Origin of the sequence: Lentzea kentuckyensis (assembly GCF_002150765.1) — a bacterium.
In the GTDB taxonomy this organism is placed as follows: domain Bacteria; phylum Actinomycetota; class Actinomycetes; order Mycobacteriales; family Pseudonocardiaceae; genus Lentzea; species Lentzea kentuckyensis.
The window spans coordinates 18,181-32,472 of record NZ_MUYM01000039.1 but is presented as its reverse complement, the minus strand read 5'-3'; the positions used below and the strand labels follow the sequence as shown (position 1 = coordinate 32,472).

Below are 14,292 nucleotides of genomic sequence, written 5' to 3'. Positions count from 1 at the left end.
TCCCACCCCCAAGCCTGCGAGAATGCCCCAGTGAGCCTGCTGGGACCTGTAGAAGTTCGCCGTCTAGCCGAAGAGCTGGACATCCGCCCGACCAAAAAACTGGGCCAGAACTTCGTCCACGACCCCAACACGGTCCGCAAGATCGTCACCGCCGCCGAACTGGACGAAAACGACATCGTCCTCGAAGTCGGCCCAGGCCTGGGCTCCCTGACCCTCGCCCTCCTCCCCGCCGCCAAGCAGGTCGTGGCCGTCGAAATCGACCCACCCCTGGCCCAGCGGCTCCCGCAGACCGTGAACGAGATGGACCCGGAGAACGCGTCCAAGCTCCACGTCGTCCTCAAGGACGCCATGAAGGTCACCCAGGCGGACCTGCCGGCTCAACCCACCGCGATCGTTGCGAACCTCCCCTACAACGTCGCGGTCCCGGTGGTCCTGCACCTCCTCAAGGAGCTCCCGAGCCTCCAAAAAGGCCTCGTCATGGTCCAGGCCGAGGTCGCGGACCGGATGGCGGCCAGGCCCGGCAACAAGATCTACGGCGTGCCCAGCGTGAAGCTCGCCTGGTACGCGGACGCCAAGAAGGCCGGGTCGATCGGCAAGAACGTGTTCTGGCCGGCGCCCAACGTCGACTCGGGCCTGGTGTGGTTCCAGCGTCACGAAAAGCCGCTGTCCACAGTGGACCGAAAGAGGCTTTTCGAGATCGTCGACGCCGCGTTCGCGCAGCGCCGGAAGACGCTTCGCGCTGCGCTCAAGGGCTGGGCCGGCAGTGCCGAAAAGGTCGACGAGCTGCTCCAGAAGGCCGGGGTCGATTCCCAGCTGAGGGGCGAGCAGCTCAGCGTGATCGACTTCATCCGGATTGCCGAGGTCTAGGCCGGGGATCCTTCGGCCATCAGTGTGATCTGTCGAACGAATCCGAATCTGGCTTGCGCAACCGAACGTCCGTCCGGTTGACTGCTAAGTGCCATCCGGAGCGATTGAGAGACCTGGCTCTACGACGTCGCAGCAACCACCCGCTGGATGCGGGCAGGTGCTAACGCCAGGACCGATGGAGGATCACATGGGTACCACGCGAATGCTGACGCGCCGTCGAGTTGTCGACCAGTGCCGTCGCACCGCATCTGCATGTCGTCGCCACCTCGTCTAAGGCGCCTTCTCAAAGTCCTTTGACGCGGCCCTCTCCAAACACGAGGGGCGCACACACCTGAGCAGAACTCCGATCGCGCACAGCCCAAGAGGCGTGTGTGCCGTCGCGCGCAGCCGTGGAGCAGATGTGATCACTGTCGAAAACCTCACCAAGTCCTTCCAGGGTGTCAACGCCCTGAACGGCGTGACCCTCGACGTCGAAGCGGGCACCGTGCTCGGCGTCGTCGGCCCGAGCGGGGCCGGCAAGTCGACGCTCGCTCGTTGCGTTGCGCTGCTGGAGCGTCCCGACTCGGGCGCCATCCGCGTCGACGGCACCGACATCACCAGCCTCGACGGGTCGGCCCTGAGGGCCGCTCGCAGGCAGATCGGCGTTGTGCCGCAAGGGGATTCGCTTCTCCGGCAGCGCACGGCGGCCGGCAACATCGCGCTGCCGCTCGAAAGTGCCGGCGTGCCTGGGCCGCAGCGGCGGACGAGGGTCGGCGAGCTGCTGGACCTCGTCGGGCTGACCGACAAGGCCGCCGCCTACCCCGACCAGCTGTCCGGCGGGCAGCGCCAGCGCATCGCCGTGGCGCGGGCGCTCGCCGCGAACCCCTCTGTGCTGCTCGCTGACGAGCCGACGTCCGCACTCGACCCGGAGACCACCGGTTCCGTGCTGACCGTGCTCGACCGTGCGCGCGCTGAGCTGGGTGTGACCGTTCTCGTCGTCACGCACGACATGGGCGTGGTCCGCAAGATTTGCGATGACGTCGCGGTACTGGAGCAGGGTCGTGTTGTCGAGCACGGCAAGGTCCTCGACCTGGTCAACGACGCCGCGAGCCGCACGAGCAGTGCGCTGCTGCCCGCCGTCGACCTGAACCCGATCAACGAGAGCAACTACGACCGTGTCGCGGACGTCGTGCTCGTCGGGTTCGCCGCGGTCGGCGCGTTGCTGCCCGAGGCCGCGCACCGGTTCGGCGTCGAGCTCAACATCGTCGGCGGTGGCCTCACGCGTCTGGGCGAGACCCCGGTCGCACGGTTCCGTCTCGGCCTGAACGGCGAGCGCTCCGACTCCGCGCTCGAGTGGATCGGCGAGGCCGGCGGTGCGGTGCAGAGGTCCCTGAAGGGACCGCAGGGAGTAGCTGCGTGAGGTCTGCTACACCCTGGTCCGACGTCGTCAGCTACCTCGTCGAGGCCACCGGCGAAACGCTGTACATGGTCGGCGTTTCCACCGTCATCGCCACCGCACTGGGAGTTCCCGTAGGTGTTTGGCTGCAGCTCACCGCCAAGGGTGGGTTGCGGCCGAACGTCACGGTGCACCGCGTCCTGAGCTTCATCACCGACCTGGGCCGCTCGATGCCGTTCATCGTGCTGCTCGTCGCGCTGACGTCCGTCACCCGTCTGATCGTGGGCGGCTCCATCGGCAGCACGGCGGTCATCGTGCCGCTGGCCGTGGGCGCCATCCCGTTCGTGGGGCGGCTCGTGCAGAACATCCTGTCCGAGGTGCACGTGACCGTGGTCGAGGCCGCGATCACCACCGGCGCCTCGACGTTGAGGATCGTGCGCAGCGTGCTCATCCGCGAGTCGTTGCCCGCGCTGATCAACGCCATCGGCGTCACCGTGATCGCCCTGATCGGGTACTCGGCGATGGCCGGCGTGATCGGTGGTGGCGGCCTCGGTGACCTCGCGATCCGCGAGGGCTACCAGCGCTTCAACGACCGGATCCTGTGGAGCACCGTCGCCTGGCTCGCCGTGCTCACCACGGTGATCCAACTCGGTTTCACCCGTGCCGCCCGTGCGTCCGACCGGCGCCGGCACGCCTCCGTCTGACCCCGTAGAAATTCTCAAAAGGAACGTAATGCGTATTCGTGCTGCCCTGATCGCAGTCGCTTTGACCGCTGTGACTGCTTTGTCCGCTTGCTCGTCCGGTGCCAGCGCGTCCGACACCCTCAAGGTCGGTGTCTCGCCTGTTCCGCACGCCCAGATCCTCAAGTACGTGGCCGACAACCTCGCCGCGCAGAAGGGTCTGAAGATCGAGGTCGTCGAGTTCACCGACTACGTGCAGCCGAACACCGCGCTGGTCGACGGTTCGCTCGACGCCAACTACTTCCAGACCGTCCCGTACCTGGAGACGTACACCTCGGAGAGCGGCGCCAAGGTCGAGTGGGTGCAGCCCGTCCACGTCGAGCCGCTGGGCCTCTACTCGAAGAAGGTCAAGAAGCTCGACGAGCTGCCCTCGGGTGCCAAGGTCGCGCTGGCCAACGACGCCACGAACGAGGCGCGCGGGCTCAAGCTGCTCGAGGCGAACGGCCTGATCAAGCTCAAGGCCGTGGACCAGCCGACCGTCCGCGACATCGCGGAGAACCCCAAGAACCTGCAGTTCGTGCCGCTGGAGGCCGCTCAGCTGCCCCGGTCGCTGGAGGACACCGACGCGTCGGTGATCAACGGCAACTACGCGATCGACGCGGGCCTCAAGCCGGCCACCGACTCGCTCGCGCTGGAGAAGGCCGAGGGCAACCCGAACGCGAACGGCCTGGTCACCCGCACGGAGCTCAAGGACGACAAGCGCATCCGCGAGCTGGCGGAGCTGCTCGGATCGCAGCAGGTCAAGGACTACATCAAGCAGACCTTCAACGGTTCGGTCATCCCGGTTTGAGAGCGGCAGTGACCGGGGGAGGAGTCCGGGACTCCAGAACGCCCGTAGGCTGACATGGTGCTCGCAGTCGTTCCACCCCCGGTCACAGTTCGCGTCCCGGCCAAGGTCAACCTGCACCTGGCCGTCGGTGACGTGCGCCCGGACGGCTATCACGACCTGGTGACCATCTTCCAGGCGCTGTCACTGGTCGACGAGGTCACCGTCGCGGTGGCCGACGAGCCCGGCGTGGAGGTCCACGGCGAGGGCGCCGACCAGGTGCCCACCGGAGCCTCGAACCTCGCCTGGCGCGCGGTCCGGCTGCTCGCGGCGCACGTGGGCAAGGACCCGGACGACCCCAAGGTCCGCGTCGTCATCCGCAAGGCCATCCCCGTCGCGGGCGGCATGGCGGGCGGCAGCGCGGACGCGGCCGCGGCGCTGGTCGGCCTCTCTTCGTTGTGGCGGTTGGAGATCAGCCGCGACGAGCTGGCCGAACTGGCCGGGAAGCTCGGCGCGGACGTCCCCTTCGCTCTGTACGGCGCGACCGCGCTCGGTACGGGCCGCGGCGAACGGATCGTGCCGGTGCTGGGCCGCCACCAGTTCCACTGGGTGCTCGCGTTCGACCGGCGTGGACTGTCCACTCCGGACGTCTTCGACGAGCTGGACCGCCTGCGCGCCGAGGGAGATCCGCCGCGCGTCGGCCCGGTCGAGGCGGTGCTGGAGGGACTGTCCTCCGGCGACCCCCGCCAGCTCGCTCTGCTGCTCGGCAACGACCTGCAAGCCGCCGCCGTGTCTCTGCGGCCGAACCTGCGCCGCACGCTCCGCGCGGGCGTCGACGCGGGCGCGTTGGCCGGCATCGTGTCCGGTTCCGGCCCCACGACGGCGTTCCTGTGCGAAGACGGCGACACGGCGGTGCGCGTGGCTGCCGAACTGGCCGGCGCCGGTGTGTGCCGCACGGTTCGCGTCGCACACGGCCCGGTGCCCGGCGCACGCGTCATCACGACCGAAGAGCCCAAGCCCACGCCGCCTGAGGTACACGCGTAGCCACGGGGGCTTTGCCTGCCTGGGTAGCCTGCACCGGGCAGTTTCTTACTAGTCGTGAGGTTTTGATGGCCAACCTGGTCAACCTGGAGTCCGTGTCGAAGTCGTTCGGCGTCCGGCCGCTGCTCGACGGCGTGTCGCTCGGCGTCAACGAGGGCGACCGGATCGGTGTCGTCGGCCTGAACGGTGGCGGTAAGACGACGCTGCTCGAGGTGCTGGCCGGGGTGGAACCCGCCGACGACGGCCGGGTGTCGCGCTCGCGGGACCTGCGAATGGCCGTCGTGACGCAGCGGACCGAGCTGCCGGACGGCTCGACCGTGCGCAACGCGGTGATCGACCCGCTCGGGTTCGACGCCGAGCACGAGTGGGCCTCTGACGCCCGCGTTCGGTCCATTTTGGACGGACTCGGGATCACCGCGCTGGGACTGGACTCCGTGGTCTCCACGATGTCCGGTGGCGAGCGGCGCCGCGTCGTACTGGCGGCCGCGCTGATCCAGGACCTCGAACTGCTCGTGCTGGACGAGCCGACGAACCACCTGGACGTCGAGGGCGTGCGGTGGCTCGCGGAGCACCTGCTGGCCCGCAAGTGCGCGCTCGTGGTCGTCACCCACGACCGGTGGTTCCTCGACACGGTCTGCAACCGCACGTGGGAAGTCGTGCAGGGCAAGGTCGAGCAGTACGAGGGCGGCTACGCCGACTGGATCTACGCCCGCGCCGAGCGCACCCGGCTGGCCGACGTGCTCGAGGAGAAGCGGCAGAACCTGGCGCGCAAGGAACTCGCGTGGCTGCGCCGTGGCGCGCCCGCGCGGACCTCGAAGCCGCGCTACCGGATCGAGGCCGCCGAGGCGTTGATCGCGGACGTGCCGCCGTTGCGGGACAACGTGGAGCTGCTCGCGTTCGCCAAGAAGCGCCTGGGCCGCACGGTGATCGAGCTGGAGGACGCGACACTGTCCATTCCGGACCGGGTGCTGGTCCGCGATCTGACGTGGCGCATCGGCCCCGGTGAGCGGATCGGTCTGGTCGGTGTCAACGGATCCGGCAAGACGACGCTGCTCAAGCTGCTGGCGGGGGAGCGCGAAGCCGAGTCCGGCAAGCGGATCCAGGGCCAGACCGTGAAGATCGCGCACCTCTCGCAGGAGCTGCTCGACCTCGACGGGTCGATGCGCGTGCTGGAGGCGATCGAGGAGATCGCGCGGCGGGTCGTGCTCGGCAAGTACGAGATGTCGGCCTCGCAGCTGGGCGAGCGGTTCGGGTTCTCGTCGCAGAAGCAGTGGACGCCGGTGTCGGACCTGTCCGGTGGCGAGCGGCGGCGGCTGCAGCTGTGCCGGTTGCTGATGGCCGAGCCGAACGTGCTGCTGCTCGACGAGCCGACGAACGACCTGGACATCGACACGTTGCAGCAGCTGGAAGACCTGCTCGACTCGTGGGCCGGCACGCTCGTCGTGATCTCGCACGACCGCTACCTGGTCGAGCGCGTGTGCGACAAGGTCGTCGCGTTGTTCGGTGACGGCAAGCTGACCGACCTGCCCGGCGGCATCGAGGAGTACCTCAAGCGCCGGGACTCGTTGCGGGACAGGGAAGGCGCCGCTGCCGGCCCAGCCACCGACAAGGCGCCGTCGAACGCCGCCGACCAGCGCGCCGCCCGCAAGGAGCTGGCCAGGCTGGAGCGGCGGCTCGAGGTGCTGCACAAGAAGGAAGCCGAGCTGCACGCCGCGCTGGCCGAGGCCGCGACCGATCCGGACCGGCTGCTGAAGCTCGACGCCGAGCTCCGTGCCGTGCTGGCGGAGGAGACCGACGTCGAGGCCGCCTGGATGGCCGCGGCCGAGGTGGTCGAGGGCTGACGATGAAGGGACCCTTGCTCCACCTCACGTGGAGGAAGGGTCCCTTCATCGACCTCGGCGACGCAGTTCGTTCGCGAGCATGGGCAGCAGTTCGTCGATGAACGACGTGTCGTAGCCCTGGCCGGAGAGCAGCGCGTAGCTGAAGCGCGCCTTCATGACCTCCTCGGAGGTCGCCCCGAGCATGCCGTCGAGCGCGACGCCGATCTCCTCCAGCATCCGGTCGACCTGCGCGGTGCGGTAGCCGCGCTGGCCGGCCGCTGCCTGCGGGATCCGCAGCTGGCGCAGGTCCTTCCACGACCTGACCTGCGGCATGCTGCGCATCGGTCCGGCGAGCTGCTGTTCGATCTGGCCGAGGAACGAGTCCACCTCGGTCTCGTCGTAGCCGCGCCGGCCGATCAGCGGGCGCGAGAACCGGACGTCCCGGATGTCCTTGCCGGTCAGGTTGTCCTGGCCGAGCAACGTCGCCTCGATGCGGTCGAGGAAGGCGTCCACCTGGGACTCCTGGTATCCGCGGCGGCCGCGGGGAGGACGGTGGAACGCGACCTTGCGGATGTCCGCGGCGGTGAGCTTCGGCGAGTCGACGGACCTGGGCGTCGCTGGCTGCTGCACCGGCGGCTGCACCTGCGGTTGCGGCGGCTGAGGGCGCTGCTGGGGCTGTGGACGGCGCTGCTGGGGCCGTTGCTGTTGCTGCGGCAGCTGCGGCAGCTGAGTCGTCGGAGGCGCGGCTTTGGGCGGTGGCGGCGGCGTGCCCTTGAGCGGCGGCGGCGCGGTTTCGAACATCAGCACGACGAGGTCGAGGAACGTGTCGACGTCTTCTTCGTCGTAACCGAACGTGCCGGGCGCCGTCTCGCCGAACACGGCGTCCTGGATCTGTTGCGCGGTCAGGTTGTCGGCGCCGCGCAGGGTGGCCTCGATGCGGTCGAGGAAAGCGTCGATCTGGCCTTCGTGGTAGCCGCGGGTCCCCGGTCTGGGCTTGTGGAAGCGCACAGCGGCAACGTCGTCGGGCGAAAGTCGCACCGCGGGTCTGAGTGCCTGCGACGTGGCGTGCGCGCCCTGAGCGGGCGCTGAGGCCTGCTGGCGTTGCGGAGTGGACCGCAGCGTGTCGGCCACCAGTTCCATGAAGACGTTGACCTCGTTGACGTCGTAGCCCGGATCCCGGGACGCGTTGCTGAACTTGACGTTGAGCACGTCCTCGCGCGTGAGGATGTCTCTGCTGCGCATGGTGTCCTCGACGCGGTCGAGAAATGCGTCCACCTCAGCCGCGTCGTACCCGCGTTGTCCCGAGGGGGGACGGTGGAACGCGACCAGGGCCACGTCCTGCGCGGAGAGCAGAGGTGCCGGATGCGCGGGCAGACGATGCTGCGCTCCGGGGCCGCCCCGATCCACCAATGACCTCCTCCTGCGTACCTGTACTGGGGAGTATCGCGTTTCGCGTGGCATAACGTTTCGCCCTGATGGACCAAACGGCGCCACTACGATCGCGAACATGAGTCAGTTCGTGGATGTGATGCTGGCGACGGCCGCCAACGGCAGGGACAAGGGCATGACGACGGGTGAACCCGCCGCGCCCGTCCGCCGGACCTGGGCCGAGGTGCACGAACGCGCCCGGCGGATGGCCGGTGCGCTCGATGTGGCGCCGGGCACCGCGATCGCCGTGCTCGCCGCCGAACCAGCCGTGATCGCCCCAGCCGTGCAAGCAGCCTGGCTGTGTGGTGGCAGCGTCACGATGTTGCATCAACCCACACCACGCACCGACCTGGCCGAGTGGGCCGAGGACACGTTGCGGGTGCTCGCCATGATCGACTCTCGTCTGGTCCTGCTCGGCAGCCCTTTTGACGCTCTGGCTCCCGTGCTGGACCAACACGGAATCCCGTACCGCAAGCTTTCCGAGCTAGACGGCGAGCCGATCGCTCACCCTGTTCCCACTCCCGAGGATGCCACGGCACTGCTGCAGTTGACGAGTGGGTCCACCGCAGATCCCAAGGCGGTGCGAATCACACACGGCAATTTGATGGCCAACGCCCGCGGTATGCAGATCGCGGCCGCGCTGGATCCGTCGTCCGATGTGATGATTTCGTGGCTGCCGTTGTTCCACGACATGGGGATGGTCGGCTTTCTGACCGTGCCGATGCTGTTCGGCCTGGAATTGGTGAAGGTCACCCCGGTCGACTTCCTGTCGCGCCCGACCCTGTGGGCCGACCTGATCACCCGGTACCGCGGCACGATCACCGCCGCGCCGAACTTCGCCTACGCGATCGTGGCGCGCCGGCTGGCCTCTTCGTCCGACTCGTTCGATCTGTCGTCCATGCGGCTGGCCCTGAACGGTGCCGAGCCGATCGATCCGGCCGCTGTTCAGGCGTTTGTGGACGCCGGTGCGCGGTTCGGGTTGCGGCCGGAGTCGATTCTGGCGGCTTATGGCATGGCCGAGACCACGCTGGGTGTCGCTTTCGCGCCGCTGTTCACCGGGTTGTCGGTGGACGTGGTGGACGCGGACGCCGTCGAGGCTGATCGGCGGGCTGTGCCTGCTGCTGAGGGGCGTGCGTTTCCGCTGCTCGGGCCGCCGCTGCCGGGGCTGGAGCTGCGGGTGGTGGACGACTCGGGCACGGTCCTGGGCGTGCGGGACGTCGGTGAGCTGCAGATCCGCGGCGAGGCCGTGACTCCCGGGTACCTGACGGTGAACGGTCCACTGGCGACTCAGGACGCCGAGGGGTGGCTGTCCACTGGAGACATCGGATACCTGGTGGAGGACGGCCAGGTCGTCGTCTGCGGGCGACGCAAGGACGTCATCATCATGGGCGGCCGGAACATCTATCCGACCGATGTGGAGCGTGCCGCCTGCTCGGTGGACGGCGTGCGGGCCGGCAACGCGGTGGCGGTGCGGTTGGACGCCGGGACGCAGCGGGAGCGGTTCGCCGTGGTGCTGGAGTCGAAGCTCGCCGGGGACGCCGAGGCGGAGAAAGCCCTGGTGAAGGAGGTCACGGCGCGGGTGGTGGACGCGGTCGGGTTGCGGCCGTTCGCCGTGGTGGTGCAGCCGCCCGGGACGCTGCCGAAGACGCCGTCCGGGAAGCTTCGGCGGTCTGCGGCGGCTTCCCTCGTGTAGCTAGTGGAAGGCGTTCTGCGCGGCTTCGAGGCCCTTGGTGACGAGGGCCTCGGTCGCGTCCGCCGCCCGGTCGATCTCCAGCGCGAGCTGCTTGCGCTCGACCGTGGAGAAGTCCTTCAGGACGTAGTCGGCGGGGTCCTGGCGGCCCGACGGGCGGTCCACGCCGAAGCGGACGCGGTGGTAGTCCTTGGTGCCCAAGGACTTCGTGATGGAGCGGAGTCCGTTGTGGCCGTTGTCACCGCCGCCCAGCTTCATGCGGATGGCGGCGAAGGGGAGGTCCAGCTCGTCGTGGACCACGACGATGGTGGTGGGCTTGAAGAACTTCACGGCGCTCGCGACGGGGCCGCCGGAGAGGTTCATGAAGCTGCGCGGCTTGGCCAGGACCACGCGGTGGCCGTTCAGGCGGCCCTCGACGATCTCGGCGCCGGACTTGTGCGCCTTGAACTTGCCGCTCATGCGGGCGGCGAGTTCGTCGAGGATCAGGAAGCCGATGTTGTGGCGGTTGCCCTCGTACTTGGGGCCGGGGTTGCCCAGGCCGACGATCAGGGCGAGGTCATCGTCCACGGAACCGCAACTCCTGCTCGAGATCGTCCAGCAACGCGTCCACGGCCTGCACCTGGTACCCCTTGCCCAGCAGGCCGGACGTGGTGCTGAACCGGGTGTTGCGAACCTCGGTGGAGGTCATGGCACCCCGGCCGTCCAGGTTGGCCGCGGCGCGGGCGACGAAGGCGTCGACTTCGGCGCGATCGTATCCGGTGCTGGACTTCGGCAGCTTGCGCGCGTACAGGTCCTCGCCGGTGGCGAGGCCCGTCGGCGGCACGATGCCGTTGCGGACCTGGAACTCCAGCAGGTGCAGGACACCGTCGACGCTGAGGGGGTCGTAGCCGTTGGGGACCGTGGCGAATTTGACGGTGCGCACGTGGTCCGGGTCCAGGCGGAGACGGCCGGCCAGGGCGTCGGCGATGATCAGCAGGAACTCGTTGACCTGGTCCGGGTCGTAACCCTGCCGCTTGCGGCGGAAGGTCTTCGACCGGATCTCGGCCGGCCCCAGGTACTGCAACGGCGCGCCGCCCCCCTCGTGAGGGGGTGGCGCGCCGTCAGTCCTGCCCGACGTGATGGGGCTCAGCTTTCCTCGGTGGCCTCGGCCGGAGCGGCCTCGTCACCCTCGAGCTGTGCGGCGGACGGCGCCTCGTTGACGGCGACGACGAGCGCGTCGGCGTCACCGGCGAGCGTGGCGCCCTCCGGGAGGGTCAGGTCGCTGGCGTGGATCTGGGTGCCGGCGGTAACCCCCGCGATCGAGAGCTCGATCTGGTCGGGGATGTTCAGCGCATCGGCCTCGATGGTGATGGTGCTGAGGTCCTGCGTGAGCAGCGTGCCCGAGGCGGGCTCGCCGGAGATGACCAGCGGCACCTCGACGGTGACCTTCTCGCCGCGCTGGACGAGCAGCAGGTCGACGTGCTCGATGTAGTTCTTGATGGGGTGCGTGGTGACGGTCTTGGTCAGAGCCAGCTCACTCGCGCCGTCGAGGGCGAGGGTGAGGACTGCGTTCTGACCGTGCTCACGGACGACACGGGCGAACTCGAGCGCCGGCAGGGCCAGGTGCTTCGGGTCGGAACCGTGGCCGTAGAGCACCGCGGGGATCTTGCCGGCGCGACGGGTACGGCGGGCGGCGCCCTTGCCGAATTCGGTGCGCTGCTCAGCGGCGAGACGGACCTCGGACACGGTGGGGTACTCCTTACGAGTCTGGCCTTGTACGTCGGGGCGGTGCACAAGTTGTCAGGCGTTGGATCTAGCTGTGGGGTGGTGGCCTGCGGCGGCGAGCAGCACGCGGAAAACGTCAACACGCGCGGCATCAAGCCACCGCGTCGATCACGCCGGACCGTGGAAGGCCCGCCCTCGCCGAGGCAACCCGACCAGTGTAGGTGAGCGGCCACCGGGGTTGCTAATCGGGGGTCCGCAGACTGCACGCGGGGAGCTTTCGTTCACTCTGACCGCACGGGAGCGCCCCGCGTGCGGTCAGGTTGGAGTGCACGCGGGGAGCTTTCGTTCGCTTTGACCGCACGGGAGCGCCCCGCGTGCGGGTTGAGCAGTGCGGGTCAGGCGTTGCCGTCGAACAGGGAGGTGACTGAGCCGTCCTCGAACACTTCCTGGATCACGCGGGCCAGGAGGGGGGCGATGGACAGGACGGTCATGTTCGGGAAGCGCTTCTCCGCTGGGATGGGGAGGGTGTCCGTGAACACGACCTCGCGGGCGCCCGAGTCCTGGAGGCGCTGGGTTGCGGGGCCGGAGAGGATGCCGTGCGTCGCGGCGATGACCACGTCGGCGGCGCCCTCGTTGAGGAGTTGCTTCACTGCCCCGGCGATGGTGCCGCCGGTGTCGACCATGTCGTCGATCACGATGCAGAGGCGGCCCTCCACCTTGCCCACGACGCGGTTCGAGACCACCTCGTTGGGGCGTAGCGGGTCGCGGGTCTTGTGGATGAAGGCGATCGGGGCGCCGCCCAGGGTGTCGGCCCACTTTTCGGCCAGCTTGGTGCGGCCCGAGTCGGGGGAGACGACGGTGATTTCGTGGCCCGCGTACTTGCCTCGGATGTGGTCGGCCAGTAGGGGCATTGCCCACAGGTGGTCTACCGGGCCGTCGAAGAAGCCCTGGATCTGGGCCGTGTGGAGGTCTACGGAGACCAGGCGGTCGGCGCCTGCCGTTTTGAACAGGTCGGCTACCAGGCGGGCCGAGATGGGCTCGCGGCCGCGGTGCTTCTTGTCCTGGCGGCTGTACGGGTAGAACGGCATGATCACGGTGATGCGCTTGGCCGAGGCGCGCTTGAGGGCGTCGACCATGATCAGCTGTTCCATCAGCCACTGGTTGATGGGGGCGGTGTGGGACTGGATGACGAAGGCGTCGCAGCCGCGCACGGACTCTTCGAAGCGGACGAAGATCTCACCGTTCGCGAAGTCGTAGGCCTGCTGCGGGGTCACCGTGACGTTGAGGTGCTTCGAGACCTCTTCCGTCAATTCCGGATACGCACGTCCGCCGAAGAGCATCAGGTTCTTCTTCGGTGTGCCTGGCATCTGCGGGTTCACGCTCAGCGACCCTCCTCTGTCTTCTCGTCATTCTGCTTCGCGATGGCGGCCTCCGCTGCCTGAGCGGCGGCGGTGCCCGCCCGACGGCTGACGACCCAGCCCTCGAGGTTGCGCTGGGGGCCTCCGGACACGGCCAGCGCGCCCGGTGGGACGTTGCGGCGCAGGACGGTGCCCGCGCCGGTGTAGGCGCCGTCGCCGACGGTCACGGGGGCCACGAACATGTTGTCCGAGCCGGTGCGGCAGTGGGAGCCGACGATCGTGCGGTGCTTGTTCACGCCGTCGTAGTTGACGGTTACCGATGCTGCACCGATGTTGCTGTGATCGCCGATCGTCGCGTCGCCGATGTAGGACAGGTGGGGGACCTTCGAACCTTCGCCGATCTGCGAGTTCTTGGTCTCGACGAAGGTGCCGATCTTGCCCTTGGTGCCCAGGGAGGTACCGGGGCGGAGGTAGGCGAACGGGCCCACGGAGGCGCCGTCGCCGATCTGCGAGTCGCTGCCGTGGGTCCGGACGACGGAGGCACCGGCACCGACGGTCACGCCGGACAGGGTCGTGTCGGGGCCGACGGTCGCCCGCTCGCCGATCACGGTGCCCGCGCGGAGCTGCACGTTCGGCTCGATCAGGGCGTCCTGGCCTACCTGCACGTCCGCGTCCACCCAGACAGAGGAAGGGTCGACGACGGTCACGCCGGCGCGCATCAGGCCCTCGACGATGCGGCGGTTCATCTCCGCACCGACGGCGGCGAGCTGCACGCGGTCGTTGATGCCCTCGACCAGCCAGCGGTCGGACGCGATCAGCGCGCCGACCCGCAGGCCGTCACCGCGGGCGATGCCCAGGACGTCGGTCAGGTAGAGCTCGCCCTGCGCGTTGTCGGTGGACAACCGCGACAGGCCGTCGCGCAGCACCGCCGCGTCGAACGCGTACACGCCGGAGTTGATCTCGGTGATCAGCTGTTCCGTGGAGGAGGCGTCCTTCTGCTCGACGATCCGCTGCACGGTCCCGTCGGAGTCGCGCACGATCCGGCCGTATCCGGTGGGGTTCTCCACCACGGCGGTCAGCACGGTCACCGCGTTGCCCGCCGAAGCGTGCTCCGCGAGCAGGGCCTGGAAGGTCTGGGTGTCGAGCAGCGGCACGTCGCCGTAGCTCACGATCACGGTGCCGCCCAGGTCGTGCGGCAACTCGGCCAGGCCGCACGAGACGGCGTGACCGGTGCCCTTCTGCTCGGCCTGCACGGCGACGGTGACCTTGCGGCCCAGCGCCCCGGCGAGGCCTTCCAGATGCTCGGTGACGGCTTCACGGCCATGACCGACGACGACGGCCAGGTGGTCGGGGTCTGTACCGGCTGCCGCGCGCACCGCGTGTTCGACGAGTGAGCGTCCGGCGATCCGATGCAGCACCTTGGGCGTGGACGACCGCATGCGGGTGCCTTCCCCGGCGGCGAGCACGACCGTGCTGACAGGGCCCTCGAGCATCAATGCTCTC

General features: G+C 68.8%; 13 protein-coding genes and 1 riboswitch. Of the genes, 7 read left to right on the top strand and 6 right to left on the bottom strand.

The window, feature by feature from the left end:
- Positions 1-30: 30 nt before the first annotated feature.
- The 6 genes from rsmA to B0F77_RS20170 all read left to right on the top strand — a co-directional run bounded on the left by rsmA (position 31) and on the right by B0F77_RS20170 (position 6,630).
- The gene (gene rsmA / locus B0F77_RS20195; RefSeq protein ID WP_086664489.1) at positions 31-867 is read left to right on the top strand and encodes a 16S rRNA (adenine(1518)-N(6)/adenine(1519)-N(6))-dimethyltransferase RsmA; all 837 of its coding nucleotides are present in this window, start codon (positions 31-33) and stop codon (positions 865-867) included.
- Between the two features lie 88 nt (positions 868-955).
- Positions 956-1,049, top strand: a riboswitch (SAM riboswitch).
- A gap of 218 nt (positions 1,050-1,267) precedes the next feature.
- Positions 1,268-2,266: a methionine ABC transporter ATP-binding protein gene (locus B0F77_RS20190; RefSeq protein WP_086664488.1), complete on the top strand. Its 999-nt coding sequence runs from the start codon at positions 1,268-1,270 to the stop codon at positions 2,264-2,266.
- On the top strand, positions 2,263-2,946 hold the full coding sequence (locus B0F77_RS20185) for a methionine ABC transporter permease (RefSeq protein WP_086664487.1): 684 nt from the start codon (positions 2,263-2,265) through the stop codon (positions 2,944-2,946). Before B0F77_RS20190 ends, B0F77_RS20185 begins: the two co-directional genes overlap by 4 nt.
- A 70-nt stretch (positions 2,947-3,016) precedes the next feature.
- Entirely contained in the window at positions 3,017-3,772 is a 756-nt protein-coding gene (locus B0F77_RS20180) for a MetQ/NlpA family ABC transporter substrate-binding protein (RefSeq protein WP_342746809.1), read from the top strand.
- A gap of 57 nt (positions 3,773-3,829) precedes the next feature.
- Positions 3,830-4,792 (top strand): 4-(cytidine 5'-diphospho)-2-C-methyl-D-erythritol kinase, encoded by a 963-nt coding sequence (locus B0F77_RS20175; RefSeq protein ID WP_086664495.1) that lies wholly within the window; start codon positions 3,830-3,832, stop codon positions 4,790-4,792.
- A 65-nt stretch (positions 4,793-4,857) separates the two neighbouring features.
- The gene (locus tag B0F77_RS20170) at positions 4,858-6,630 is read left to right on the top strand and encodes an ABC-F family ATP-binding cassette domain-containing protein (protein WP_086664485.1); all 1,773 of its coding nucleotides are present in this window, start codon (positions 4,858-4,860) and stop codon (positions 6,628-6,630) included.
- Between the two features lie 45 nt (positions 6,631-6,675).
- On the opposite strand, the gene B0F77_RS50570 is transcribed toward B0F77_RS20170, so the two are convergent.
- Positions 6,676-8,016, bottom strand: coding sequence for a DivIVA domain-containing protein (locus tag B0F77_RS50570; protein ID WP_281252529.1), 1,341 nt, complete (start codon positions 8,014-8,016; stop codon positions 6,676-6,678).
- Between the two features lie 100 nt (positions 8,017-8,116).
- Between B0F77_RS50570 and B0F77_RS20150 the strand changes: the two genes are divergently transcribed.
- Positions 8,117-9,730, top strand: a complete 1,614-nt coding sequence (locus B0F77_RS20150) for a fatty acyl-AMP ligase (RefSeq protein ID WP_086664484.1) — start codon at positions 8,117-8,119, stop codon at positions 9,728-9,730.
- Here the strand turns inward: B0F77_RS20150 and pth are convergent, their stop codons facing one another.
- The 5 genes from pth to glmU all read right to left on the bottom strand — a co-directional run bounded on the left by pth (position 9,731) and on the right by glmU (position 14,282).
- The gene (pth, locus tag B0F77_RS20145; RefSeq protein ID WP_086664483.1) at positions 9,731-10,294 is read right to left on the bottom strand and encodes an aminoacyl-tRNA hydrolase; all 564 of its coding nucleotides are present in this window, start codon (positions 10,292-10,294) and stop codon (positions 9,731-9,733) included.
- On the bottom strand, positions 10,284-10,790 hold the full coding sequence (locus tag B0F77_RS20140; protein WP_245848432.1) for a DivIVA domain-containing protein: 507 nt from the start codon (positions 10,788-10,790) through the stop codon (positions 10,284-10,286). The genes pth and B0F77_RS20140 overlap by 11 nt, the downstream gene beginning before the upstream one ends.
- 62 nt (positions 10,791-10,852) lie before the next feature.
- Positions 10,853-11,452 (bottom strand): 50S ribosomal protein L25/general stress protein Ctc, encoded by a 600-nt coding sequence (locus tag B0F77_RS20135; protein ID WP_086664482.1) that lies wholly within the window; start codon positions 11,450-11,452, stop codon positions 10,853-10,855.
- A 374-nt stretch (positions 11,453-11,826) separates the two neighbouring features.
- Positions 11,827-12,798 carry a ribose-phosphate diphosphokinase gene (locus tag B0F77_RS20130; RefSeq protein ID WP_211293894.1) on the bottom strand — a complete coding sequence of 324 codons (972 nt, stop codon included), beginning with the start codon at positions 12,796-12,798 and terminating at the stop codon, positions 11,827-11,829.
- Between the two features lie 14 nt (positions 12,799-12,812).
- Positions 12,813-14,282 (bottom strand): bifunctional UDP-N-acetylglucosamine diphosphorylase/glucosamine-1-phosphate N-acetyltransferase GlmU, encoded by a 1,470-nt coding sequence (gene glmU / locus B0F77_RS20125; RefSeq protein ID WP_086664480.1) that lies wholly within the window; start codon positions 14,280-14,282, stop codon positions 12,813-12,815.
- Between the last annotated feature and the right edge of the window lie 10 nt (positions 14,283-14,292).